This is a genomic window from Acinetobacter sp. 40AMC3-4 (genome assembly GCF_049898185.1).
Lineage (GTDB): Bacteria > Pseudomonadota > Gammaproteobacteria > Pseudomonadales > Moraxellaceae > Acinetobacter.
In genome coordinates, this window is the sequence record NZ_JAFCXG010000005.1 from 150291 (window position 1) to 174217 (window position 23927).

Below are 23927 nucleotides of genomic sequence, written 5' to 3' on the forward strand. Positions count from 1 at the left end.
AATGAAACTTTTGCTCAGCTTGATGACAGGCAGGGTTTGAATCGTTTTGGTAGCAAAATATGTGCGGTTGCTAAGCTTAAATAAGCTGGAATCTTATCTTAAGTAATTGATTTATAAAATCAAAATCTAGTGTTTTAGTCGGAATTAAACAGGACGAATAGCAGCAAGAAAATCCAAATAATTGCTTCATATGACAGCAGTTTGTCATATAATTGTCACAATTTAACTGAACAATATGGGGATTCTTGAATCCTCTATTCCTGCTTGCATGAATCCTAATCAAACTCCCGTAGATTCAGCACACGGGTCGGCTTCCCAAAAGTCGACCAATGTTCATGTGCCAACACCGAAATTCTTTATGCCGGTGTTCCTGACTCTTATTATCACTACGCTGATTTATATCGGCTTCCAGTTGTCTGCAGATTTAGCGCATGTACCGGCCTTGGGCTTGTATTCAGTTATTTTGTTAGCGACGGCACTTTTTATTGCGTTGAGCTTTGAGTTCGTCAATGGCTTTCACGATACCGCCAATGCTGTGGCCACAGTCATTTATACCAATGCACTTTCAGCTCCTGTCGCAGTGATGTGGGCCGGCTTCTGTAACTTCCTTGGGGTTATGGTCGCCAGTGGTGCGGTCGCTTACGGCATTATTGCGTTATTGCCAGTCGAGCTGATCATGAATGTCGGCTCCGGAGCAGGTTTTGCCATGGTTTTTGCCATGCTGATCGCGGCAATTCTCTGGAATCTGGGAACCTGGTTCCTCGGTATTCCGGCATCCAGTTCACATACCCTGATCGGTTCGATTCTGGGTGTGGGCATCATGAACTATATTCTGAATGCCGGTACTGGCGCTTCAGGTATAGACATGGAGCAGGTGATGAAAGTCGGTAAGGCGCTGTTATTCTCGCCTTTAATCGGTTTTGCATTTGCTGCGATTGTGTTCCTGCTGGTGAAAAAAATCTTCAAGCGTCAACTGGAATTGTTCCAGCCACCTGAAGGTAACAAGCCACCGCCACCATTGATTCGTGCCATGCTGATCTTTACCTGTACTGGGGTGAGCTTTGCCCATGGTTCAAATGACGGTCAAAAAGGTATGGGCCTGATCATGCTGATCCTGATCGGCTGTGTACCTTTAGCGTACTCGCTGAACAAGAATCTGGATGCACAACATATTCAGTCTTTTGGTCAGTTATCTGCACAAACAGCGGATGTGATCTATCCAAATCATCAGGACATTCCGGATGAACAAGCCCGTGATGTGATCACCAAGTACATTCAGACCAAGGAAATTACCCCTGAAGTCGTGCCTGCATTGGCAAGCTTGACGGATCATCTGGGTGAAAAAGTTGGTAGCTATACCAGCATTAAGGATGTTCCTGAAGCTCAAGTATCTGAATTCCGTAATGACATGTACCTGAGCACTACAGCATTTAAACGTCTGGATAAAGCAGAAGCTTTACCGGCAATGAGTGCTGCACAGGAAAAAACAGTAGATGAATACCGCGACAATCTGGATTCATTCCTGCAATACATTCCGACCTGGGTGAAAGTGGCGACAGCCTTGGCACTTGGTCTGGGTACGATGGTCGGCTGGAAGCGTATTGTCGTGACGGTTGGTGAGCGTATTGGTAAACAGCATATGACTTATGGTCAGGGTATGTCTGCCGAACTTGTGGCAATGTCAACTATTGCAGCGGCAGATGGCTTTGGTATGCCGGTATCAACCACCCATGTATTGAACTCTGCAGTAGCAGGTACCATGGTGGCGAACAAGTCAGGTCTGAACTTCCAGATGGTGAAAACTATTCTGTCTGCCTGGATCTTTACTTTACCAGCAACGATCTGTCTGTCAGGTGGTTTGTACTGGGTGCTGTTAAAAGTGTTCTAAGTTATTTAGACAAAAAAAGCTGCTCTAGAGCAGCTTTTTTTATGGGTGGAAGAAAAATTAAGGATGTAAAAGAGGAATCTAAATTACGATTAAGGCGACAGGGATGTCGCCGTTAGGCTGTGATATAGGGACATATCATCAGCTTAACAAAAGATTTTTGTTACTTTTGATCTTTCAAAAGTAAAGAAAAAAAGAAGCTATAAAATAGATCAACTTAAATCTGCCCAAAGCACATTCATAAGAATTTGAATGATTGAAAGCCTAAATTAACCTCTCCCTAACCCTCTCCTAGAAGGAGAGGGAACGCCCATTTTCAATTAAAGTTCTCTCTGCTTTAGGGATGAGCAGCACTGCTACGCAACGAGGGGAGAACTTTAAAAATAACGATTACCTTTCTTATGGAAAAATTGGATGAAGATAATAAAAAAATTACTTCTTCAACTTACTCAATAATCCTTTTGGCAACTTCTCTGTCGCAAAACCATATAAGGCAGCAAAAGGCAGTGCAGTACGCGCCAGATAGGCGACTCGCCACAAACCGCCATGATTCGCACCATGCATCATCAATTCAAGCGGATGGTTTAGCTTCACTTCAGGATTGGCCACCGATTCTGGGTTGCGCAGATCATGAATCCATAGTGCCGCCATAATCGCATTGGTGGTTTCAGGCGCGAAAGCTTCAACATCAAACAGGCTGGCACCGTTAAATGCGGCTTTTAATAGCGGATTCTTGGTCACGGAATAGGTGGTCGTCGAAGGCGCAATATTGATACTGACCCGTTGGCCTTGAGCGCGAGCCAAGGTGGCACGCCATTGCTGGATACGTTTTGCCAGCGCATAGTTCGGGCCTTGTTCAACCACCAGACAGTCACAAATACCATACGCCTGATCACCAGACTGAATCAGTTCATGCGCATTTTTCTGGAAAAAATGTTTGCGGCTTAAAGTGGAAACACCTTTGGAGATGATTGCCTGTGCCTTGGAGCGTTCAGTATATTTTACTTTTGACGCTTCAATCACTTCACTCGGAACCGCATAAACATCGGTCGGCGTACACATGTACATCAGGCTGGTATTAGCTTTTTGCTGGCTGACATGCTGCATGATGGCATCCATCGCCATGGAGACCCGAACATGTTTTTCACCATCCAGATAGGCAATTGCAGCCAGATCCAGATCCTGCTCGAACTGTAATAACCATTTGGCAATTTCAGGAATCTGGGTCAGCAAATTCGCCCCCAGTTTTTCTTTTAAAATATCAAGTGAAGTATCAGCAGGCAGGTCTTCAGTACATGGCGCATACAGCGTGGCATTGCCTTGGTTGATGGTATCAACAATCTTGCCCCATACACGGGTATTCGGCAGATCAATCGCTACAATATTGGCTTTCCATTTCGCCAGCCAGGTCAGAGGACCGGCTTCAGATGCTGCACCAAACAGCACCGCCGTCCGATCTGACAAGTCAAACCATTCAGGATGTACCACACATTCACGCAGGGCATTGGCATGACTGGTTTCCACGATGCCTTGGCTTTCCCAGCGCTCAATCTGCTCCAATAAGGCATCACCTTGCAGCTTTTGACCGTGGTAAGGCACATACCATTCTGGTGCCGATTTGCTATTACCTGTCAGCTTGAAGGTATGCAACTGACCCGCGGGCAGAGTTAAAGCATCTTGTAATACATACTTTTGACCATCACGGTAAAATTCAAAAGTCTGATGTGCTTTTGCCAATCCATCTTCGGCAATTTTCAAGCTGGATTCAGGGGAACTTAATCCTTGCTCGACCAGCTGCTTAAAATGTACTGTGTAGTGTTTGCGCCAGTTTTTTTCTGATTGTGCCTGTTGAGAACTGCGTGAATCGACATTGGCTAAGGCTGCTGCGATGATCGCGCGTCCTGCTTTGGAGCTACTTGGTTTTTGTTGCGGAGACTGAAGAGGAAATTGAAGACCGTCTGGTGTAATGGACATGCAAAATATCTCGAGAATGACAGTAATTAATATACAGATGTATACATTATCGCTGCAAAATTCAGTCCAAGATTGGCATTAAGTGACATCATCACTTTCTAATATATTACGAGATGTTTCAAACGAATAAGAGAGCAGTAGCTCTCTTATCCATTTTCAGCAGAAATATGAGGCTTAACTCATATGTAGCTTTATTCCTTCAATATTTAAAAAACCTGATTAAAACGGAACCTGCATCAGTTTATTCAGGAAATGCGGAATCAGGCGTGGCTCCAGAATAATCGTCATGACCACCCCGTAAGCCGCTCCCCATAAATGCGCGCTATGATTAATGTTGCTATTGCCTTTTTTGCCTGACCAAATGCTATAGGCTATATACAGCACAGCAAAAATAATGGCAGGAACCGGAATGAAGAACACAAAGATCAACTTCCAAGGTTCAAACAGAATATAGGCAAACAGTACAGCCGAGACTGCACCGGAAGCGCCGAGACTGGCCCAGCGCGCATCATTTTTATGCTTCAGGTAACTTGGCAGAATCGCTGCGATCAGACCACCGAGGTAAAACAGGATAAAACCCAGGTCATACAGATATTGACGATAAAAGCTTTCAATCACGCTGCCGAAGAAGAACAGGGTAATCATGTTAAACAAGAGATGAGCTCCATCCGCATGGATAAAGCCATGCGTAATAAAGCGGTCATATTGTCCACGTTGCAGTGCCGGTGGCCAGAAAATCAGGCGATTCATCACCGTCTCTTTGGAGAAAGCAATAAATGACACAATACAGGTGATCAGAATAATGGTCACGGTATGATTAAAAGGTAAATCAAGCATATAAATGATTCTAAGGGTGCCTATTTGCCAATTATCATGCCATTAAAATTGAGCTAAAGTTGTACTTTTATAATAAATCCGACAATTTTAGTTGATTTTTAAAAATTACCCCGCATCTTCAGTTAAAATGGCCGCTTGAGCTTGAGGAAATTATTGTTATGTCGACTGAGAACAGCAGCACTCCAGTTGTTGGTGAAATTCCCAACTTATTGATTACACCAACAGCACAAGAGTATTTAAAGGATCTACTGGATAAACAGAACACCCCGGGTATTGGTGTGCGTGTTTTTGTAGAGCATCCGGGTACTCCTCGCGCTGAATGTTGCATGGCCTATAGTGCACCTGATGAAGTTGTACCGACGGATTATAAGCAGGAATATCCTGATTTCCCTGCTTTTATCGACTCGCCATCTATTCCGTATTTACTCGATGCCGTGATTGACTACAACAAAGACCGTTTTGGTGGTCAGTTGACTTTCCGTGCACCGAATTCCAAAGTGCCACGCGTGGGTCCAGATGCATCGGTAGAAGAGCGTATTACCTATGTATTGCAGTCTGAAATTAACCCGGGCCTGGCAGGTCATGGCGGTAACTGTGCACTGGTTGAAGTCAAAGAAGACCCTGAAAAAGGTTTAACCGCTGTACTTAAATTTGGTGGTGGTTGCCAGGGCTGTTCAGCGATTGATATCACTTTGAAACAAGGTGTAGAAACAACGCTAAAACAGCATATTCCTGAATTGATGAATGTCGTTGATGAAACGGATCATAGTCAGTCTGAAGGTGCGTATATGAAATAAGCTGTTCTATATAACAGTTCATTTATCGCATATAAAAAAAACCTCGAACTTTCGAGGTTTTTTTATATCTGGCTTAAAATTTAGTAAATATTAATGATAATAATTATCAATAGCAATTGAATTTGAGTAGAAAGCTGTTACACTTCGCAACCGAATAAACATGATTTCTTCATAAATATTGGGGCGCGCAAGGTATGAATAAGCCATTCTTAAAAACCACTTTGGCATTTGCTGTAACTTCACTCATGACGGGTAATGCATTTGCAGTCGAAGCTGTTGTTCCACAGGCGGAAGCGACTAAACTGCAAACGATTGTGGTGACCGCAACAGGTTATGAGCAAGATTTGGCTAAAGCACCTGCTTCCATTACTGTGATTGATCGTGGAGAATTGGATAAACGTGAATATAACGACATTACTGATGTGCTGCGTAATACGCCTGGGGTCGTGGTTTCGGGTTCGGGTTCTGCACAGACCATCAGTATTCGAGGCATGAGTTCAAACTACACCTTGTTTCTGGTCGATGGTAAGCGTCAATATGGCAAGGATGTGAACCCGAATGGGGATGATGGCGGTTTTGAGAAAAATATTCTGCCACCACTTGCCGCCATCGAACGTATTGAAATTATTCGTGGTCCAGCTTCTACACTCTATGGTACGGATGCTATGGGCGGGGTAGTCAATATCATTACCAAAAAAGTGTCGGATGAATGGTCTGGTCATGTCGAATTAGGAACCACAATTCAGGATAGTAGCCGTTCAGGTGATATTAAAAATGGTTCTGCATATCTTTCGGGTCCTTTAATTGCAGACAAGCTGGGCTTGCAGCTGGCAGTCAATAAGCAGGAACGTAATGAAGATCATTATGTTGGCGGCTTCCGTGGGACAGAACGTGAAAGCTTAAATTCACGTCTGACCTATGCCATTAATGATGATCATGATGTACAAGTTGAAGCTAATTTCGTGCAGCAGGAATCAACTACGTCTGTAGGGGAAACGGTAGCACCTGCTCAAGGTGCTGCAGATTCATTCTCGCGTAATTATCGTAATGTTTATTCCTTAACCCATAATGGCCGTTATAGCGATAACTTAGACAGTTCATCTTATATTCAATATGAAAATTCAAAAAATCCAGATCGTGGCAATACGGAACTCGGCACCAAAGGGATTACCCTGGATACTTGGACAGCGAACAGTCAATGGAACTTAGCCTTAGGTGATCATACGCTGTCATTCGGGGGATATCTTAAAGATGAAAAACTGGTCGATAAAGCGACTAACCGGAATCCTAATGCACCTGAATTTAGTGAATTAACACGTTGGTCTGCTGCCGCTTTCCTTGAAGACACCTGGAGTATTACGGATCGTTTCGACTTAACCGCCGGCTTACGTTATGATCATGATGAAAACTATAGTGGCCATTTATCGCCACGACTGTATGGGGTGTACGCGGTAAATGATAACTTTGTAGTAAAAGGTGGTGTGGCTACAGGTTATAAACAGCCTGATATTCGTGCAGCCACAGAAGGTTTCTATAGCGTCACGGGTGGCGGTGGTTCACCCTTAGCAACAGGCCGTGGCATTATTCGTGCCAATCCGGACTTGGAGCCTGAATCAAGCGTATCCACTGAATTAGGTTTCAACTGGAAAAATGATTATATCAATACATCGCTGACTGGCTTTATCACTAAATATGAAGATCGTATTACGGAAGTTCGTGCCTGTGAAACCGATACTGATGGCACCACAACAAACCGTAATAACTGGAAGAATTGGAAATGTTTCGAAGGGGATATTCCATTCTACTTTATTAGTGAACGGATTAATGTGGATGAAGCAGAAATTCGCGGTATAGAAGCAACCGTAGAAGCCAGTCTGAATGACTACACAACATTGACTGCAAACTATACCTATACCGATTCAGAGTTTAGATCGGGTGCTTTTAAAGGTCAGCCGCTGAACCAGATGCCGGAACACATGTTTAATATTGGTGTGGATTATGAGCTAAATGATGCACTCAATGTATGGAGCCGCTTGCACCATCGTTCTGAAACCTCTGCTTACTTGAGCCGTACATCTATGGCTCAGCCAAACCCAGGTTACCAATTTGTAGATGTCGGCTTTAACTATAAATTCAGTCCGAATCTAACAGGTAAATTTGGTGTCTATAACCTAGTGGATGAAAAAGCTGAAGATATTGATGGTGATCAACTATTGGATGGTCGTCGTTACGGTATCAGTCTGAATGCAAAATTCTAAGCAAATGAAAATATAAAAAGCCGCTATAAAGCGGCTTTTTATTTAAATCTTAAGAATTTTCAAAGTATCTGCATGGTAATAAAATTGTGCCAGATATTTGCGCGCACGTTCACGTAAATGGCCTTGAGAAACCATCTGCTGGATTACCGGACTGAGCAGTTGCTGCAATTCATTCTGAATTAGCGCTTCATCAATATTCAGATCACGTAATAACTGATCAAAGGTATGTTCCTGATTGCGGACATACCAGGTATGAATTCCGTCATGCACTTGCTGCTGCAGATAGTCTGTCTGACGTATATGATCCCAGATATCATGACCTAAGCCGATCGTCTGATTCAGGTCCTGCAGCTCAATATAATTCTTCAAGACCGATACTGGCATGTCTTTGATTTTATGCCAGAGATTGGCCTGAAAATGATAGAGTTTTTCATCGTCAAAATGCTGGTTCAGCACATGCTCACTCATCTGGCTGAGCTTTAGAATGTTCTTTTGCAGATAACGTGCAATGGTGCTATCGAGGTTGGTATCGGTAACATTTTCCAGTACCGATTTGCCCATTTTCATAAAGCGGGAAACCCCGGGTACGCTTTTGGCAATCATGGAGTTATCCAGATAATCCTGAATGGAATGCTGGATCAATTGGGTAATCATGGCGGAAAATGCCGGATTATTCACTATGGTTTTAATCAGACGCTGCCGATGGCCACTTTTACTGGCCACATACTGGGCGATTTTGTCTACGGTCAGTACTGGAATCAGATCGGCAATCGTGGTGGAATCATTGGCCGGATGCACCAGGGCAAAACGGATATGCTCGGCAATCTGTTCAATCAGAAAGCTGCTGGCGGCAGTACCCAGAATCTGTTTTTGTAAAAGCTGGTTGATCAGTTCACAACTCCACAGCTCTTTTAGCGTCTGTTTACGTAGCCACAAATAAAATGCATGAAACTCGCTTTGAATCGTTTCAGATTGAGAAAATGCCTGATCGAGAAAATCAAGTTGAGCATCGATCAACTGCTCAATCATCGGGTGTTTCTGCATAGCATCTCTGAAACTTAATTTAAAGGAATGAGTTTATCAGCAAGCGGGTTTTTTAGGGTCTGCGTCTTGGCCAGAAAAGGCAAATAATGTTGTGCAACCTGTTTTTCTGCTTCAAGAATCGGCATATGCCCGACATTATTTAAAATCACTGGTTTCTCGGCACGTTTCAGCAGGGCATGCAGTTCTTTAACTACTTCGACATTAATGATCCGATCCTGTCTGCCCCATAAAATCAAGGTGGGTGCTTCTACCGTGCGGGTCAGGCGGGCAAAGGTTTCCGGTGTATAAATCCGATTTAGCATCACCACCTGATCAATCGATTTGCTGGTTTGTTCAGCGCGTGAAATCAACAGTTTTTCCTGTGCATGCCGTAACTGATAAGGAATCACTGGCGGATTCTGCATCAGCTGTTTGGAAACATCTTGCAGATCACCGGGTTTGCTGACGATCAGGTCTTTTAAGGCTTGAGGATCTTTGGTATAGGGAGTATTCCCCATTTTGTAAAGACCAGCACTATTGATTAAAAAAAGACTTTGCGTATCGAAAGGATATTGTGAAGCATACACCGTAGCAATCGATCCACCCAGAGAGTGGCCGGCAATGTGTAAATTTTCGTCCACATTTAAGGTTTCAAGGAACAAACGCAGTTGAGAGGTCACATTGGGCACAGAAACATCAAAATTTTCCGGAACTTTGGTGTCGCCGTTGCTTGGCAGATCCGGAATAATGACATGATAATAGGGCGTCAGAAACTGGGCGACCCGGTTCCAGTTGTCGCGCGTGCCGGCCAGACCATGAATCAGTAGAATGGATGGTTTGTTCTTGGCACCGCCTTCGCTATAACTCCAGGTGACCTCGCCAATTTTGAGGGTCTTGGATTTGAGACCGGCAAGGCTGCGTTCTTGTAACAGATGCTGCTGCAAGACTTTGGCAGATGTTTCATTTTTCTGGCTAAATAGTATTTGAGCATGTGTCAGGCCCGGTAATGCCATGCTTAAGGCAACTACGGCTGAACAAATCATTTTCGAGCGCAATTTTATTATTTTCTTCATTGGCCATTCCCCAAAACAAACCCAGTGAGCAAATTGCTCAATCAAAATACTTCCATGTTATAAATTTGCAATTTTCATTCAAATAAAAACATTATTCTTCACTCTATTTTAAATCAATCTTTGCGCTTGTCACCCATTAGTTTTTTGCTGAATTACATTAAATGACTGGAAAATGTGATGTATTGCGCATAAATTACCTGCAGAAATGAAATTAGATAAATGCTAAAAATTTAATCAGCTAAGATTTTTTGCAAGTGACATTCAAAAAAACTGGCAGTAAGATATTGCAACTAAAACCATCGGTGATAGAAAAGAATGCTCACAGCTCAAGAAGCTTTAGAACGTCTTAGACAGGGTAACCAACGTTTTGTCAGTGGCGATACCACGCATCCAAAACAACTTAGCCACCAACAGCGCGCAGAAATGGCAGAGGATCAGAATCCGTTTGCGATTGTCTTGGGATGTTCAGATTCGCGCGTTCCAGCCGAAATGGTTTTTGATCAGGGTCTCGGCGATCTTTTTGTGATTCGTGTTGCAGGTAATATTGTTGCACCCTCACAGGTCGGCAGTGTTGAATTTGCCGCGGCACGTTATGATTGCGCGATTGTGGTGGTGTTAGGTCACAGTCACTGTGGTGCGATTAAAGCGACTATTGATACCTTGATGTGTCCAGATTGCCCCCCATCGGCAAACCTGATGTCGATTGTGAACCGCGTACGTCCTTCAGTTGAAACTTTAATGCAAACTGAACTGAAAAATGACTTGGCAAAATTGTCCAAGCATGCAGTACGTTCCAACGTATTTGCTTCGGTGAATCAGTTGCGTCACGGTTCAGCCGTTCTGGAAAACCTGATTGGACAAGGAAAACTAAAAGTCGTGGGTGCTGAATATTCACTGGAAACTGGTGAAGTGACATTCTTCGATTTCTAATCACGATTCATCTAAATATATTCTAAAATAAGTTAAAGGCGCTTTATAAAGCGCCTTTAATGTATGGATAAGCATTATTTAACAGGATTGTCTGTGCTTTAGCATTTGGATGAATCAGATCCTTTTGCATCAATGTTTTATTACCGGCGACACCCTGCATAAAGAAGGGCAATAACTTCACCTTATATTGCTGACTCACCACTTTATAATTATTTTCAAAAGCCTTGCTATAGGCCTGCCCGTAATTAGGCGGCATTTTTATGCCAAAGACGATGACCTTGGCCTTGGCTTTCTGGCTCTGCTGAATCAGGCTGGCTAAATTTTTTTGAATCATTTGCGGTGGTTGTCCACGTAAGCCATCATTGCCACCTAACTCAATCACCACAAGGTCTGGACGATGCGTCTGCAGCAATTTTGGCAGCCTGGCCAGTGCTCCGCTGGTGGTTTCACCGCTGACACTTGCATTGACCACTTTATGCTGTTTCGGATACTGTTGCTCTAAACGCTTTTGTAATAAATGTACCCAACCCTGCTGGGGCTGGATACCATAACCTGCACTTAAACTATCACCTAAAATCATAATCGTCTTTGCTGAAACCCCAAGAGGTAACAGGCACAGACTGAGCAAAAAAAAGTAAGGCAATAGCCGAGTTTTCTGATTAAGATCTTTCATATAGGACACGTATGATTCAAAGCAGCAACGATTCGACCATCATGCCACAGGCTATTATTTCTGCCCAGAAATTGACACAAAAGATACAACTTTCACAAAAACAGCTCACCATTTTTGAGGATCTTGATCTGGATATTCAGGCCGGAGAACAAGTGGCAATTACCGGTCGTTCCGGTTCCGGAAAATCCACATTACTGGGTATTCTGGCGACACTGGATCAGGCAAGTTCAGGTCAGCTTATGGTCTGTGGCGAATCAGTGTCTAACTTGAATGAAGAACAACGTGCACTGGTACGTTTAAGAAATATCGGGTTTGTCTTTCAGTCTTTTCAGCTCTTACCGCACCTGACTGCACTTGAAAATGTAATGCTGCCATTACGTTTGCAACCTGGTTTTAAATATGCAGAAGCTGAGCAAAAGGCGTTGGCATTACTACATAAAGTTGGTCTGGATCGACAGACGCAGCAAACCCCAAAAGTATTGTCCGGGGGAGAGCAGCAACGTGTAGCCATCGCTCGTGCACTGGTTAGTGAACCAAAAATCATTTTTGCCGATGAACCCACGGGTAACCTCGACGGCGAAACTGCCAAAGAAATTGAACAACTACTCTTTCAACTGAATCGGGAACTGGGGACGACTTTGGTGCTGGTCACGCATGACCGCAAACTGGCGCAGCAGTGCCAGCGGCATTTTGAATTGCTGAATGGCGAGCTGATTGAACATCCGAGTGGGGGATGAAATGAATCCATTATTTCGCCCCTTACTGACGCAAAGCTTTAAAACGACCGGAATTTATCTGCTGATTATTGCCTTAACGCTGGCAATTAGCGCGACCACTGCACTTAAGTTTAGTAATGAGCAGATCCAAAATGCAGTTGCCTTGCAGGCAGCAGAAATGCTGGCTGGTGATCTGGTGCTTTCAGATAATGAGCCTTTGCCGGAGCAGTGGCGTGATCAGGCCAAGCAGCTGGATTTAAAGCAGTCAGAAGTCACTTTCTTTAGCAGTATGGCCTATACCGATGCGCAGTTTGTTATGGTCAATGTCAAAGCCATTGATCAGGCTTTTCCTTTGCGTGGCGAACTTCGGGTGCAACCGGCAAAAAAGTCGATTCAGTCTGGTGAAATCTGGCTCAGTCCACGAGCCATGGATTTGCTCAAAGTCAAATTGGGGGATCAGCTGAATATCGCCGATGCAGCATTCAAAGTCACCGCCAAGATTGAACAGGACTCCAATCAGGAGCTTGGATTTTCCGGTTTTTCGCCGACCGTGATTATTTCCCAGGTGGATGTGGCACGAACTAATGCCATTCAGGTAGGGAGCCGGATTGAATATCGCTTACTCATGGCTGGCCGTCCGGATGATACCCAACAATATGAAGCCCTGTTCAAGCAGCAGGTCAAGTCAGCAAATGCCTCAGCTGAAACGCCAGCGGAAGTACAAGGGCAGGAATTTGAGGAGCAAAGCAGTCTCAGATTGCGCAATGCTAGTGAAGGCAATACCCGCTTGATGAAGCCGATTGCTAATCTGGACACTTTCCTGCAACTGGCCAATATTTTGACCATTCTATTATGCGGGATTGCCATTGCCTTAACCGCGCAGCGTTATGTGCAGCAGAATCAGGATCATATTGCCTTAATGCGTTGTATTGGCGCCACCAAGCAGCAGATTCTGTCGGCTTATCTGGCTTTACTCGGGATGGTGCTGTTGATTGCCATGCTAATTGGTACCGTGGTCGGGATCAGTCTGGGTTATGGACTGTTGCAATTGATGTTGCAGCTGATTCCAAATTTACAAATTGAATTTTCCGCTATCGCAATGTTGCTTGGGCCATTGCCGGTCGCGATGCTGACCAGTGCTGTAGTGTTACTCGGCTTTGTCATGCCAAGCTTGTTGCAACTGCTGAATACGCCACCGATCCGGGTGATCCGCCAGCAGGAAAAATCAGTGCAATCTATGCTGTGGATGCTGCTGACCGGAACGCTCAGCCTGATTATTTTTAGTGTGATTTTGACTGAAAATCTTTTGCTGACCGCCTGGGTGATTGGCGCGATTATTGTGTTATGTGCGGTGTTGTATCTGACGGTATGGGGGGTGTTGAAACTGCTGCGGAATATGAAGCTGAATCTGTCAGCCTATGTACGCACACCTTCTCAGACCGCCTTGCAGATTACGGCTTTAGCCTTGGGCTTGAGCCTGATTACAGTATTGGCCGTCTTGCGTACCGATCTGCTGGAGCGCTGGCAGCAACAGTTACCGGAAGGTACACCGAACCAGTTCGTTTACGGTTTACCGCCTTTTGAGATGCCAGCCCTGAAAGCCCAACTTGAGCAGAATGGCTGGAAAAGCACACCACTGTATCCAAATGTCCGTGGGCGTCTGGTCGCCAAAAATGATCAGCCTTTTGCCGAGGAACTGGTGAAAAGTAGCAATACCTTAAGACGTGAACTGAATCTGACCCAGTCAAACCGCTATCCTCAAGATAATGTGATTGTTAGTGGTGACGCGGCTTTAAAGCAGGTCGGCACTGTATCGGTCGAAGCCAATACTGCTGAAGAGTTAGGGATCAAGATTGGAGATAAACTCAGTTTCAGCCTGCCGGAAGGGATACTGGAAGCTAAAGTCGTTAATCTAAGAACCGTCGAATGGGAAAGTTTTAGTCCCAACTTTTTCTTTATCTTTGCACCCAATACCATGGATGCCAATGCCGGCAGTTATCTGGGCAGTTTTTATGTCCCGGAGGTAGATAAGGGCAAACTGGTGTCTGTGATCCAGCAATTTTCCAACACGGTGTTTATTGATGTCAGCCTGATTCTGGAAGAGATCAAACGCATTGTGAATGTGCTGGTGCAAATCGTGACCATTCTGGCAGTACTGGTCAGCATTTCCGGTTTTCTGGTACTGATGGCCTGTCTGAACCTGTTGATGGATGAGCGCAAACGTGAAGTGGCTTTGCTTCGATCATTCGGTAGTTCCAAGCAGAAACTGAAAACCATGATGAGTCTGGAAATTGGTTTTATTGGACTGTTTGCTGGAATTGTTTCCTGCCTGTTTGCCGAAGTGATCAGCGCGATTGCCAGTTATAAAATGGATTTAATGATTCAGCCGCATTGGGAAATCTGGATTATCTTGCCGATCTTTATGACCACTTTATGTGCGCTGATTGGCCGTTATCGCCTGAGTTATCTGTCAGAGATTCCACCCTTACAAAGCTTGCGTGAGATGAATCAATAAGATTCATCTCCGTGATTTTTAAACTGGCTGAGAGTTAAAGTTTTAGTTGCTGTTGCATCATTTCCAGAATCTCTTGCCACAGTGGGCGAATGGGTTCGAGTAAGGCCAAGTTATGTTGATAAAGCAGCACACAAAGGCCGAACCCGACAATCAAGGCAATCAGATTGAACAGGTGGCTACGCTGCATTTTTTGCCCGATGTACCAGAGCAAGGTGAGAAAAGCTCCCATCAGTATGCCGCCAATATGTGCGGCATTGTTGATTCCGCTGATCATAAAACCCAGCGCGAGGTTCAGGCCCATCACCATCACCAGGGTTTTTTTATCCAGAATAAAACGTTGCTGTGGCAGCATTGGCAATAAGGCTAGCACTGTCAGTGAAGCCCCGAGTCCCATCACGGCACCGGATGCGCCGGCACTGACCGCAGGCAATAAATCCGGATTAGCCACACCGCCTTCGATCAGGCTATAGCTGTCCTGAATGTTCATATAGCCACTGAGCAGGCTGCCCATTAATCCGGCACACACATACAGGCCAATAAAATACATCCGGCCAAACAGCTGTTCGGCAACACTACCAAAAATATACAAGGCCCACATATTCAACATCAGGTGAATCAGGCCAAAATGAAAAAACATGCTGCTAAACAAGCGCATGGGTTCCGCTAAATAGGTTAAAGGTGCATAATCGGCACCCCAGAGAATAGCGTCTCGGGTACTCGGCTGGCTAACATCCATGCCATGCATGGCTTGCCAGCCAAATAATCCAACATTGATCCCGATTAAAATGGCGGTGATCCACCAGAGATGCATTTCAAGTTTGCGATGTTCGACAGGGGGAGAGTATTCAGACATGCTATTTTTTTGCTGTGATTGTATATTTCGAATAAGCTTAACACGAAAAATTAAATTTTCAGGAGTAACGCACTGACATGAAAGCCTTTCTGATCCGCACGATGCTAGTCATCGTCAGTGTGATTCTGCTGGTTCAATTGTGGATCTTTGCCAGTCTGGCTTGGTGGCGAACCAATCCGGTGAACACCACCATGATGATGCGGATTGATTACTGGACAGAGCCTTCCAAAGCGATTCAGCATCAGTGGCGTCCCTATGACGAGATCAGCCTGAATCTGAAACGTGCCATCGTCACTGCGGAAGATGGAAAATTTATTCATCACCATGGTTTTGACTGGGACGGAATTCAAACTGCGCTGAATAAAAACAGAAATCAGGGCCGTGTAGTGGCCGGTGGTTCGACAATCTCCCAGCAATTGGCGAAAAACCTGTTCCTCGTCAACAAGCGTTCCTTTGTGCGTAAAGGTCAGGAAGCAGTCGCGACCTGGATGATGGAACGCATGTGGTCGAAAGAACGAATTCTGGAAGTCTATTTAAACTCGATCGAGTTCGGGGATAATATCTACGGCGTTGAAGCAGCGGCCAAACATTATTTCGGTAAAACCGCACAAAGCCTGACCCGCGATCAAGCCATCTTTCTGGCTGCCATTTTGACCAATCCGAAATATTTCCAGGATCATCGCAATTCCTCTGCATTAAATGCTCGTAAGTGGATGATTCAGCGCTATATGCGTTATGCAGAATTACCTTAATTGATGATTTGAAGAGAAAGCCCAATTATTTGGGCTTTTTTTATGAAATTGTCATCAATTTGAAGCATACTTGGAGGGATAAGCACAATTTTAAATCCGCATAGGTTTGATATGAATACGGCAGCCAGCACAACTTCAGCACAGCCCGAATATACATATAATGATCGTTATATTAATCGCGAACTGTCTATCCTAGACTTCCATTTACGTGTCCTGGAACAGGCTGTCGATCCTTTACATCCATTGCTCGAACGCATGAATTTCCTGTTGATTTTCTCGCGTAATCTGGACGAGTTTTTTGAAATCCGGGTCGCAGGAATGATGGAACAGCTGGATCTGGATAATGAAAGTCGGAGTCCGGATGGCTTGACTCCAAAGCAGGTTTTAGAACAGATTTCTAAAACCGCACATGCTGCCATTGAACGTCAATACCGTATTTTAAATGAACAAATTCTGCCAAAACTGCGTGATGAAGATATTTGTTTCCTGCGCCGTGGTGAGCTGACTCCGGCACAATCTGCCTGGATTAAAAAATATTTTCAAGAGCAGGTTGCGCCGGTTCTCACGCCGATCAGTCTGGACCCTGCGCATCCATTCCCGAGACTGGTGAATAAATCACTGAACTTTATTGTCACATTGGAAGGGAAAGATGCTTTTGGCCGTCAGATTGATCTGGCTGTGGTACCCGCACCGCGTTCACTGCCACGCGTGGTACGTTTACCGGATGAACTGACCGATGGAAAAGAACATCATGTGATGCTGTCGGCGATTATTCATGAGCATGTGTCTGATCTGTTCCCGGGGATGACGGCGACTGGCTGTTATCAGTTCCGTGTTACCCGAAATGCCGATTTAGCCTTGAATGAAGATGTTGAAGATCTAGCCAAGGCACTCAAAGGCGAACTCAGTTCACGCCGTTTTGGCCGCGCCGTGCGTCTGGAAGTGACAGAAAATTGTCCGCAGCATATTTATGAATATCTACTGAATGAATTTGATCTGGACGACGAGCAGCTTTATAAAGTCGCGGGCCCGGTCAATCTGGCACGTTTGCTATCTAACTTTAAACGTCCGCATTTACGTTATGACTCGCATACTCCCATCATTCCTAAAGTACTGAAAAAATCTGAAAATATTTTTAGTGCGATGCAGAAACAGGATATTTTGCTGCACCATCCTTTTGAATCTTTTGCGCCGGTCATTTCATTATTACGTGAAGCGGCACGCGATCCGCAAGTGCTGGCGATCAAGCAAACCTTGTACCGCAGTGGGCCAGATTCTGAAATTGTGCAGGTACTGGCTGAAGCTGCCCGCAATGGCAAGGAAGTCACCGCAGTGATTGAATTGCGTGCACGTTTTGATGAAGAATCCAATATTGCGGTGGCCAATGTCCTGCAAGAAGCGGGTGCGGTCGTGGTCTACGGCATTGTTGGTTACAAGACTCACGCCAAGATGATTCTGGTGGTGCGCCGGGAAAATAACAAACTGGTGCGCTATGTGCATCTGGGTACCGGTAATTATCATGCCGGCAATGCACGAATCTATACCGATTATGGTCTATTAACGACAGATAAAGATCTGTGTGAAGATGTGCATCGTATTTTCCAGGAATTGACCGGTATGGGGAAAATGGCCAAGCTGAAAAAGCTGCTACATGCGCCATTTACTTTGCATGCCCAGTTACTTAACTATATCGATAATGAAATTGCCTATGCTCAAGCAGGGAAACCGGCGCAGATTATTGTCAAAGTCAATGCACTGACCGAAATGCAATTGATTAACAAACTCTATGAGGCTTCTCAGGCCGGGGTACAGATTGACCTGATTATCCGCTCAATTTGCAGTTTGCGTCCGGGGTTGCCGGGTCTGTCGGAAAATATCCGGGTGCGTTCAATTGTCGGGCGTTTCCTGGAACATACCCGCGTGTATTATTTCAGCAATAATGGCAATTCACGTATTTACTGTTCAAGTGCAGACTGGATGGATCGTAACCTGTTTAATCGGGTCGAGGCCTGTTTCCCGGTCGAAGATGAAGCCTTGAAAAAACGCATCTATCAACAAGGTCTGTTGAATTACTTGAAAGACAATCAGCAATCCTGGTTATTGCAAGGTGATGGTACTTGGCTGCGGGCACAGCCCAAAGAAGGTGAAAAACCGCATAATGCACAACGTATTCTGTTAGAGCTGTTTAAATAAGTTTAAGTATTTAAAGAGGCTGAATATTCAGCCTCTTTTTTATTTCGAACATACAATTGAACTGTTTAAGCTGAGTCTGATCAGTTTTCGATAGATGTGTTTGACCTGACTATACATCTGATAATCTTTCATCTGAAGCTGGTTTTGTCGTTCGGTTTGCGATTTATGCTGACTCATTACTTGTAATAACTGTAATTCAGCGAAGTTGAGACAGGCTTTAACGCTGGGCTGGTGCAGGAGATAATCTGCCAATTCAGTATGAATGTAGGCTCCACCGCGCAAGACAGTTGTTAGACTATCAGCGAACTGGGGTAATGAATCATGATGCTGCATATAGCTATCTGCGCCGGACAGCAAGGCTGAATAGATCAGTGCTGTGGAATGAGTATTGAGTATGGCAATAACGGGCGTATCTAGGCTTTGCTGTTTCAGCGGACGGATCACACTGATCTCTGAAGTTGTTGCTGCATGATAAAGAATCAGATTAGGCAGATGTTCAGTAATCATGGATTGTGCGGACAGCATATTGTCCGCATACAGCAGCATATCTGGCTGATAGCCGAGTTGCTGTAGCACGGTCTGGATTTTTGACAGGTCGAGTCCAGTCGGTGAACGAATCACTAAAACCGGTGCAGGCAAAAGGCTAGCCAATAAAACGCGATCCTGTAGATGCTGATAGAGAGCTATACTGTGAATCAGGCAGATGCAAATGCCTATCCCAAAGAATAGTGATTTAGCTGAAATGTAGAGATTCTAAGTTTCTAGGCGGACTGGATGCATTCAATTCAAGATATAAAAAAGGAGCAACATGTGCTCCTTTTTATTATCTATAGATCAGGCAGCATCGTGCTGAGTGATTTTCTGGAAAATCTGTAATAGCACATCAAACTCGCTTTGCAGCGGTGTGCTTTTACGGGTTACCAATGCCAGGGTACGACTTGGGGCTGAATCGATCGCTTTTACCTGAATCTCAGGATTGCCTTTAATCATATTGGTATGGATCGCAATTTCAGGCAGCAGGGTAAAGCCCAGATTTGCAGACACCATTTCGATTAAAGTCGGCAGTGAGCTGGCTTTTAAACGGTGATCATTTTTACGCTCACCAATCGGGCAGGCACTCAAGGCATGATCACGCAGGCAATGACCTTCTTCAAGTAACATCAGGCGAGACAGATCCAGATCTTCTAAAGAGTTTGCTTGTGCAGCATGCTGATCAGATTTTTGGTAAACCAGATACAGATTCTCTTTGGCAATTTCAGCAACTTTCAGACCACGGGTGTCGAAAGGCAATGCCAAAGCCACCATATCCAGGTTGCCATGTTCCAGCTTTTCTACAATCTTTTCACTTTGCGCTTCATGCAGATGCAACTGGATTTTTGGTAATTGCTTATGCACTTCATCCAGCAGCTGGGACAATAGGAAAGGTGCAATTGTTGGAATGACGCCGAGATGTAGATCACCGGTTAAAGGTTCACTCATCTCACGACTTAAACGCATTAGGTCCTGAGCATCGGCCAGTAGAACACGTGCGCGTGCAACCACTTGTTCACCAAGAGGCGTTAAACGAACATTCTGGCGGTCGCGTTCAACAAGTACGCCACCGAGTAAACGCTCCAGCTCCATGATGCCGCCAGACAAGGTTGACTGGGTGACAAAGGAGCGGCGAGCAGCTTCTGTAAAGTGTAGCGTCTCTGACAGTGTTACGAGGTATGACAGCTGTCTTAGGGATGGTAATGCAGCCATAGTGTCCTAATGTTTATGATTTAAAATGATCAGCAAATAATTCGCTAAGATATGGAATAAAATGCGGTGGGATATCATGCCCCATTCCATCAATTAATTCAAATTTAGCCCCTGAAATTGCTTTCGCAACGGCCTTGCCATGGCTAGGAGGCAGCAATCGATCTCGAGAACCATGGACTACCAGGGTTTCTTGTTTGATTTGCTTGTCCAGTTGCAGCAATGAGCCTGTACATAATATTGCTAAAAACTGTTGAAGTACACCAGCAGGATAGTAACTTCGCTTATATAATTTACGGGCGGTCTGTACCGCTTCCAGATGATTGACATAACCTGGCGAGCCGATGATCTTAAACAGTTTCAAACTATGATCAACAATGCCATCTTCATCTGTTGAAGCCGGTTTGTCAATCAAACTAAAGAGTTGCTTAGGGAAGGGCGGTGGCAACATCGGCTGGTTATTGCTGGTAAACAGTAAGCCCAGTTTTTTGACTTTGTCCGGATAACGCGCGGCCAGAATCTGGGCAATCATACCGCCCATCGAAGCACCCAGCACATAGACTTGTTCCAGCTGCATTTTTTCAATCAACAGACTGACATCTTCGGCCATATCATACAGATCATAAGGTGCACCCTGATTACCCAGACCCAGCACAAAACGGCTCATCATTTTCAGGGTATTCAGGCGTGGACCTTTGTGATGGACTTTTGAAGACAGACCAATATCACGATTATCAAAACGGATGATGTGATAGCCATTGTCTATCAGTGACTTGCAGAAAAAGTCAGGCCAGTACAGCATTTGCCCACCCAGCCCCATAATCAGCAAAATGGTGGGATGTTCCGGATTTCCACCAACCTCGACATGTAGCTGGATCCCATTGCCAAGATCGACCTTGGTTTCATGCATGAACGAGGTATAAGGGGAAAGATTAAACTGTGCTGCGCTGTACATAGTCGCTGTCCTAATTAAAGGATATTTCGTTTAAAAAATATCCTTGCTATTAAACCTCTAAACCGCAGCAGGAATCAAGTCAGGAACCTGTTTGGTCAAGGCCAGACGCTGTTTGGCTGCAGTGGCGCCCAAAAGCACGAAACCACGTAAGGTGCCGTTAGCATCGAGCGCTTTAGCCAGCATGCCATCGTCAAACTCTTCAGTTTCCCAGGTGACATCAACATCAACTGGTGCAGGTAATACCGTTAAAGGTGCAGCAGGCGTTTTGACTGCCACTGGCATAGCCGGATAATGTACAGCGGTATGTTCACCGTTTAAGGTTTTTGCCAAAGCGCGGGCTTGTTGCATGATCGGCATGACATAAGGCAATAAAGTTCCATTGACCTCGGCACAGTCACCTACAGCATAGATGTCGGCTTGGTTGGTTTCCAGTTGTGCGGTGGTCAAAACTCCGCGACTGGTATGTACGTCTGCCTGTTTCGCCAAAGAAATATTTGGCTGTAAGCCCACCGCAGATAACACTACATCAGCGACCAAAGACTGACCATTGGCCAGCGTGACCAGATAATCCCCATTGTCCGCACGAGAGACTTTTTCGACTGTTGTGCCCAAGACAAAGTGAATGCCGGTTTCTTCAAGATTCTTCTGGAATGCAGTAGCAACATGTTCTGGCAATAAACGGCCAAGCGGCTGAGGCGCCAAATCAATGACGGTAACCTGATGATCGGTATTTTGCAGGTCGTTGGCAAATTCACAGCCAATCAGGCCTGCACCTAAAATCACTACACGTTTGTCTTCACGTGCTGCCAGATTGTTACGGAAAGCTTTATAGTCACTTAAATTGTTGACGACATGAATGTCATCGCTGGCATCACCGGCAATCGCCAGACGTACCGGATTGGCACCGATGGCTAATACCAGTTTGCTATAATTTTGCGTACTTTCCTGACCATCTTTTTCCAGAACCAGCTGATGATCTTCCGGATGAATGGCTTTGACCCAGGTATGCTGTTCAATGCGCATATTCAGCTGTGCTGACATTTTAGCCGCATCGCCTAGTGGAATTTGTTCAGGCGCTTTATTGCCAGCCAAAGCATTGGAGAGCGTCGGTTTGGCGTAATTGACCGCATCATCCGCACAGATCATCAGCAATTCATGTTCTGGATTGAGTTTACGAAATTCACGTGCTACGGCATAACCCGCCATACCTGAACCAATAATGACGATAGGATGCATAGTCGTTTCCATATGGTAGAGCTCCATGCTGTATAAATGATTGAAAGGCATAAAAAAAGACCATATGGATATGGCCTTTAACTGGACGTGATTAGACTTCGATCATTTCGAAATCAATTTTAGACACGCCGCAATCTGGACAGGTCCAGTCATCTGGGATATCTTCCCATTTGGTGCCTGCCACGATCCCGTCTTGAGGCCAACCTTCTGCCTCGTCATAAATCCATCCACATACGATGCATTGAAACTTTCTCATGTAACTCTCCAAAACTGAGCAACTGTAGGCGTCAGCTTAAAATCCATAAAAGGCAAGACTCTAAAAGAATATGACTTTTTAACAGTGAACATATTTGGCTAAATTTTTACGCAGTTCTATTCATAAAGTAAAGTGAATAAAAGCTTAATCAGCGAAATTAGCAGCAGAATAGACGACACATTCCTCATTTATCTAAAAATCACGCCAATCAGCTTTTCTGGCGTAGGCGGTTAAAGGATAAAAAGCTGACGATGGCAAAAATGAGTGTTTATCTTGTGGGATAGACCAAAGTCGTGCAGTAAAAACTTGAGTTTTTAGGTAATTTAAAATCAGTAAAGTCCGGATTAAATATTTTTAAAATAAATCAATATAATAAAATCAATATCTTGTAATTAAACGTCGGGTTTTTATTAGGCAGCTTGGCTTGTCCGCTCTACTCAAATAGGTTTAAAATTCCCATATTCCTTTTCTTTTTTTAAGATCTCCCATGAGCAATTTGTCTACTTCTTTGTGGTCTCACATTCGTACGGTCCAAGATTTTCCAAAACCAGGAATTTGCTTCTTTGATTTGACCCCACTTTTCATGAGCAATATTGGTCCATTGACTGACGCTTTGATTGCCAGCATTCCTGCTGACAAACTGGCAGAAGTAGAAAGCTTTATTGCGGTTGAAGCGCGTGGTTTTGTGTTGGCAAGCTTGTTGGCACAACGTACAGGCAAAGGCTTATTGTTGGTGCGTAAAGCAGGTAAATTGCCACCTCCAGTGGTCGGTGTGGGTTATAGCCTGGAATATGGTCTGGATCGTTTAGAAATGTCTGCGAACGTTCAGTCCCAGAAAGTAATTATTGTGGATGATGTTCTGGCAACCGGTGGAACCTTAAAAGCTGTGAATGAACTGGCTCAAAAATGCCAGCATGAAGTACTTGGTGCAAGTATCTTCCTTGATCTTCCTGACCTGCATGCTGAATTAGGCCTGGATATCTGGTCAGTATTGGACGACAAATCTCAGCCTGAAGCGGCAGTTGCTTAAGTCATAAATTAAAAAAAAGCCCCAAAAATGTGGGGCTTTTTTATTGCCTGATAAAATGATCTTCGATTTCCTGAATCAGTGTATTAATTTGCTCAATTGGACGACAAATCTCAGCCTGAAGCGGCAGTTGCTTAAGTCATAAATTAAAAAAAAGCCCCAAAAATGTGGGGCTTTTTTATTGCCTGATAAAATGATCTTCGATTTCCTGAATCAGTGTATTAATTTGCTCAG

General features: G+C 44.5%; 20 protein-coding genes. 9 read left to right on the forward strand and 11 right to left on the reverse strand.

Translation table 11 applies throughout. The annotated features are described in order from the left end of the window. Positions 1 to 268 precede the first annotated feature (268 nt). Positions 269 to 1888, forward strand: a complete 1620-nt coding sequence (locus ACP7BU_RS08215; protein ID WP_044111639.1) for an inorganic phosphate transporter — start codon at positions 269 to 271, stop codon at positions 1886 to 1888. A 429-nt stretch (positions 1889 to 2317) separates the two neighbouring features. Here ACP7BU_RS08215 and ACP7BU_RS08220 read toward each other — a convergent pair whose 3' ends face one another. Continuing rightward, a complete protein-coding gene (locus ACP7BU_RS08220; RefSeq protein ID WP_409653376.1) occupies positions 2318 to 3859 on the reverse strand; it encodes a hypothetical protein in 1542 nt (513 codons plus the stop codon). 219 nt (positions 3860 to 4078) lie between these two features. Then, entirely contained in the window at positions 4079 to 4696 is a 618-nt protein-coding gene (locus ACP7BU_RS08225) for a rhomboid family intramembrane serine protease (RefSeq protein ID WP_409653374.1), read from the reverse strand. Between the two features lie 158 nt (positions 4697 to 4854). Between ACP7BU_RS08225 and nfuA the strand changes: the two genes are divergently transcribed. Further along, positions 4855 to 5493: a Fe-S biogenesis protein NfuA gene (gene nfuA / locus ACP7BU_RS08230; RefSeq protein ID WP_044111637.1), complete on the forward strand. Its 639-nt coding sequence runs from the start codon at positions 4855 to 4857 to the stop codon at positions 5491 to 5493. Positions 5494 to 5687: 194 nt separating this feature from the next. Next, entirely contained in the window at positions 5688 to 7751 is a 2064-nt protein-coding gene (locus tag ACP7BU_RS08235; protein WP_409653372.1) for a TonB-dependent receptor domain-containing protein, read from the forward strand. Between the two features lie 42 nt (positions 7752 to 7793). On the opposite strand, the gene ACP7BU_RS08240 is transcribed toward ACP7BU_RS08235, so the two are convergent. Next, positions 7794 to 8795, reverse strand: a complete 1002-nt coding sequence (locus ACP7BU_RS08240; protein WP_425879692.1) for a hypothetical protein — start codon at positions 8793 to 8795, stop codon at positions 7794 to 7796. 14 nt (positions 8796 to 8809) lie between these two features. Beyond that, positions 8810 to 9847, reverse strand: coding sequence for an alpha/beta fold hydrolase (locus ACP7BU_RS08245; RefSeq protein ID WP_425879694.1), 1038 nt, complete (start codon positions 9845 to 9847; stop codon positions 8810 to 8812). A 315-nt stretch (positions 9848 to 10162) separates the two neighbouring features. On the opposite strand from ACP7BU_RS08245, the gene ACP7BU_RS08250 reads away from it, so the two are divergent. Then, complete coding sequence (locus ACP7BU_RS08250) at positions 10163 to 10777, forward strand: carbonic anhydrase (RefSeq protein WP_004646264.1); 615 nt, start codon at positions 10163 to 10165, stop codon at positions 10775 to 10777. A gap of 43 nt (positions 10778 to 10820) precedes the next feature. Here the strand turns inward: ACP7BU_RS08250 and ACP7BU_RS08255 are convergent, their stop codons facing one another. Further along, positions 10821 to 11450, reverse strand: coding sequence for an arylesterase (locus tag ACP7BU_RS08255; RefSeq protein WP_005104662.1), 630 nt, complete (start codon positions 11448 to 11450; stop codon positions 10821 to 10823). 11 nt (positions 11451 to 11461) lie between these two features. Here ACP7BU_RS08255 and ACP7BU_RS08260 point away from each other — a divergent pair, with 11 nt between their 5' ends. Both ACP7BU_RS08260 and ACP7BU_RS08265 read left to right on the forward strand, forming a co-directional pair. After that, positions 11462 to 12187 (forward strand): ABC transporter ATP-binding protein, encoded by a 726-nt coding sequence (locus ACP7BU_RS08260; protein ID WP_191111963.1) that lies wholly within the window; start codon positions 11462 to 11464, stop codon positions 12185 to 12187. A 1-nt stretch (position 12188) separates the two neighbouring features. Beyond that, positions 12189 to 14681, forward strand: coding sequence for an ABC transporter permease (locus ACP7BU_RS08265; protein WP_425879697.1), 2493 nt, complete (start codon positions 12189 to 12191; stop codon positions 14679 to 14681). A 34-nt stretch (positions 14682 to 14715) separates the two neighbouring features. On the opposite strand, the gene ACP7BU_RS08270 is transcribed toward ACP7BU_RS08265, so the two are convergent. Next, positions 14716 to 15534, reverse strand: coding sequence for a rhomboid family intramembrane serine protease (locus ACP7BU_RS08270; RefSeq protein ID WP_425879699.1), 819 nt, complete (start codon positions 15532 to 15534; stop codon positions 14716 to 14718). Positions 15535 to 15611: 77 nt separating this feature from the next. On the opposite strand from ACP7BU_RS08270, the gene mtgA reads away from it, so the two are divergent. Beyond that, a complete protein-coding gene (mtgA, locus tag ACP7BU_RS08275) occupies positions 15612 to 16286 on the forward strand; it encodes a monofunctional biosynthetic peptidoglycan transglycosylase (protein WP_312584680.1) in 675 nt (224 codons plus the stop codon). A gap of 111 nt (positions 16287 to 16397) precedes the next feature. After that, positions 16398 to 18479: a polyphosphate kinase 1 gene (gene ppk1 / locus ACP7BU_RS08280; protein ID WP_005107537.1), complete on the forward strand. Its 2082-nt coding sequence runs from the start codon at positions 16398 to 16400 to the stop codon at positions 18477 to 18479. 39 nt (positions 18480 to 18518) lie between these two features. On the opposite strand, the gene ACP7BU_RS08285 is transcribed toward ppk1, so the two are convergent. The 5 genes from ACP7BU_RS08285 to rubA all read right to left on the reverse strand — a co-directional run bounded on the left by ACP7BU_RS08285 (position 18519) and on the right by rubA (position 22666). Then, a complete protein-coding gene (locus tag ACP7BU_RS08285; protein WP_425879702.1) occupies positions 18519 to 19130 on the reverse strand; it encodes a DNA-binding response regulator in 612 nt (203 codons plus the stop codon). A gap of 183 nt (positions 19131 to 19313) precedes the next feature. Next, entirely contained in the window at positions 19314 to 20222 is a 909-nt protein-coding gene (gene oxyR, locus ACP7BU_RS08290) for a LysR family transcriptional regulator OxyR (RefSeq protein ID WP_004279412.1), read from the reverse strand. A gap of 13 nt (positions 20223 to 20235) precedes the next feature. Then, positions 20236 to 21174 carry an esterase EstB gene (estB, locus tag ACP7BU_RS08295; RefSeq protein WP_004646272.1) on the reverse strand — a complete coding sequence of 313 codons (939 nt, stop codon included), beginning with the start codon at positions 21172 to 21174 and terminating at the stop codon, positions 20236 to 20238. A 57-nt stretch (positions 21175 to 21231) separates the two neighbouring features. After that, the gene (gene rubB, locus ACP7BU_RS08300) at positions 21232 to 22410 is read right to left on the reverse strand and encodes a rubredoxin reductase RubB (RefSeq protein WP_425879786.1); all 1179 of its coding nucleotides are present in this window, start codon (positions 22408 to 22410) and stop codon (positions 21232 to 21234) included. Between the two features lie 91 nt (positions 22411 to 22501). Continuing rightward, positions 22502 to 22666, reverse strand: a complete 165-nt coding sequence (rubA, locus tag ACP7BU_RS08305; RefSeq protein WP_004646274.1) for a rubredoxin RubA — start codon at positions 22664 to 22666, stop codon at positions 22502 to 22504. A gap of 487 nt (positions 22667 to 23153) precedes the next feature. On the opposite strand from rubA, the gene ACP7BU_RS08310 reads away from it, so the two are divergent. Continuing rightward, positions 23154 to 23696 (forward strand): adenine phosphoribosyltransferase, encoded by a 543-nt coding sequence (locus tag ACP7BU_RS08310; RefSeq protein ID WP_071850580.1) that lies wholly within the window; start codon positions 23154 to 23156, stop codon positions 23694 to 23696. The last annotated feature ends 231 nt before the right edge of the window (positions 23697 to 23927 follow it).

What these genes read in the sequence shown, in the direction of transcription:
- estB (WP_004646272.1), bottom strand. Translation starts at nt 21,174, where the DNA reads ATGTACAGCGCAGCACAGTTTAATCTTTCCCCTTATACCTCGTTCATG.
- ACP7BU_RS08240 (WP_425879692.1), bottom strand. Translation starts at nt 8,795, where the DNA reads ATGCAGAAACACCCGATGATTGAGCAGTTGATCGATGCTCAACTTGAT.
- ACP7BU_RS08245 (WP_425879694.1), bottom strand. Translation starts at nt 9,847, where the DNA reads ATGAAGAAAATAATAAAATTGCGCTCGAAAATGATTTGTTCAGCCGTA.
- nfuA (WP_044111637.1), top strand. Translation starts at nt 4,855, where the DNA reads ATGTCGACTGAGAACAGCAGCACTCCAGTTGTTGGTGAAATTCCCAAC.
- oxyR (WP_004279412.1), bottom strand. Translation starts at nt 20,222, where the DNA reads ATGGCTGCATTACCATCCCTAAGACAGCTGTCATACCTCGTAACACTG.
- mtgA (WP_312584680.1), top strand. Translation starts at nt 15,612, where the DNA reads ATGAAAGCCTTTCTGATCCGCACGATGCTAGTCATCGTCAGTGTGATT.
- ACP7BU_RS08265 (WP_425879697.1), top strand. Translation starts at nt 12,189, where the DNA reads ATGAATCCATTATTTCGCCCCTTACTGACGCAAAGCTTTAAAACGACC.
- ACP7BU_RS08235 (WP_409653372.1), top strand. Translation starts at nt 5,688, where the DNA reads ATGAATAAGCCATTCTTAAAAACCACTTTGGCATTTGCTGTAACTTCA.
- ppk1 (WP_005107537.1), top strand. Translation starts at nt 16,398, where the DNA reads ATGAATACGGCAGCCAGCACAACTTCAGCACAGCCCGAATATACATAT.
- ACP7BU_RS08220 (WP_409653376.1), bottom strand. Translation starts at nt 3,859, where the DNA reads ATGTCCATTACACCAGACGGTCTTCAATTTCCTCTTCAGTCTCCGCAA.
- rubA (WP_004646274.1), bottom strand. Translation starts at nt 22,666, where the DNA reads ATGAGAAAGTTTCAATGCATCGTATGTGGATGGATTTATGACGAGGCA.
- ACP7BU_RS08225 (WP_409653374.1), bottom strand. Translation starts at nt 4,696, where the DNA reads ATGCTTGATTTACCTTTTAATCATACCGTGACCATTATTCTGATCACC.
- ACP7BU_RS08215 (WP_044111639.1), top strand. Translation starts at nt 269, where the DNA reads ATGAATCCTAATCAAACTCCCGTAGATTCAGCACACGGGTCGGCTTCC.
- ACP7BU_RS08250 (WP_004646264.1), top strand. Translation starts at nt 10,163, where the DNA reads ATGCTCACAGCTCAAGAAGCTTTAGAACGTCTTAGACAGGGTAACCAA.
- ACP7BU_RS08310 (WP_071850580.1), top strand. Translation starts at nt 23,154, where the DNA reads ATGAGCAATTTGTCTACTTCTTTGTGGTCTCACATTCGTACGGTCCAA.
- ACP7BU_RS08255 (WP_005104662.1), bottom strand. Translation starts at nt 11,450, where the DNA reads ATGAAAGATCTTAATCAGAAAACTCGGCTATTGCCTTACTTTTTTTTG.
- ACP7BU_RS08260 (WP_191111963.1), top strand. Translation starts at nt 11,462, where the DNA reads ATGATTCAAAGCAGCAACGATTCGACCATCATGCCACAGGCTATTATT.
- rubB (WP_425879786.1), bottom strand. Translation starts at nt 22,410, where the DNA reads ATGCATCCTATCGTCATTATTGGTTCAGGTATGGCGGGTTATGCCGTA.
- ACP7BU_RS08270 (WP_425879699.1), bottom strand. Translation starts at nt 15,534, where the DNA reads ATGTCTGAATACTCTCCCCCTGTCGAACATCGCAAACTTGAAATGCAT.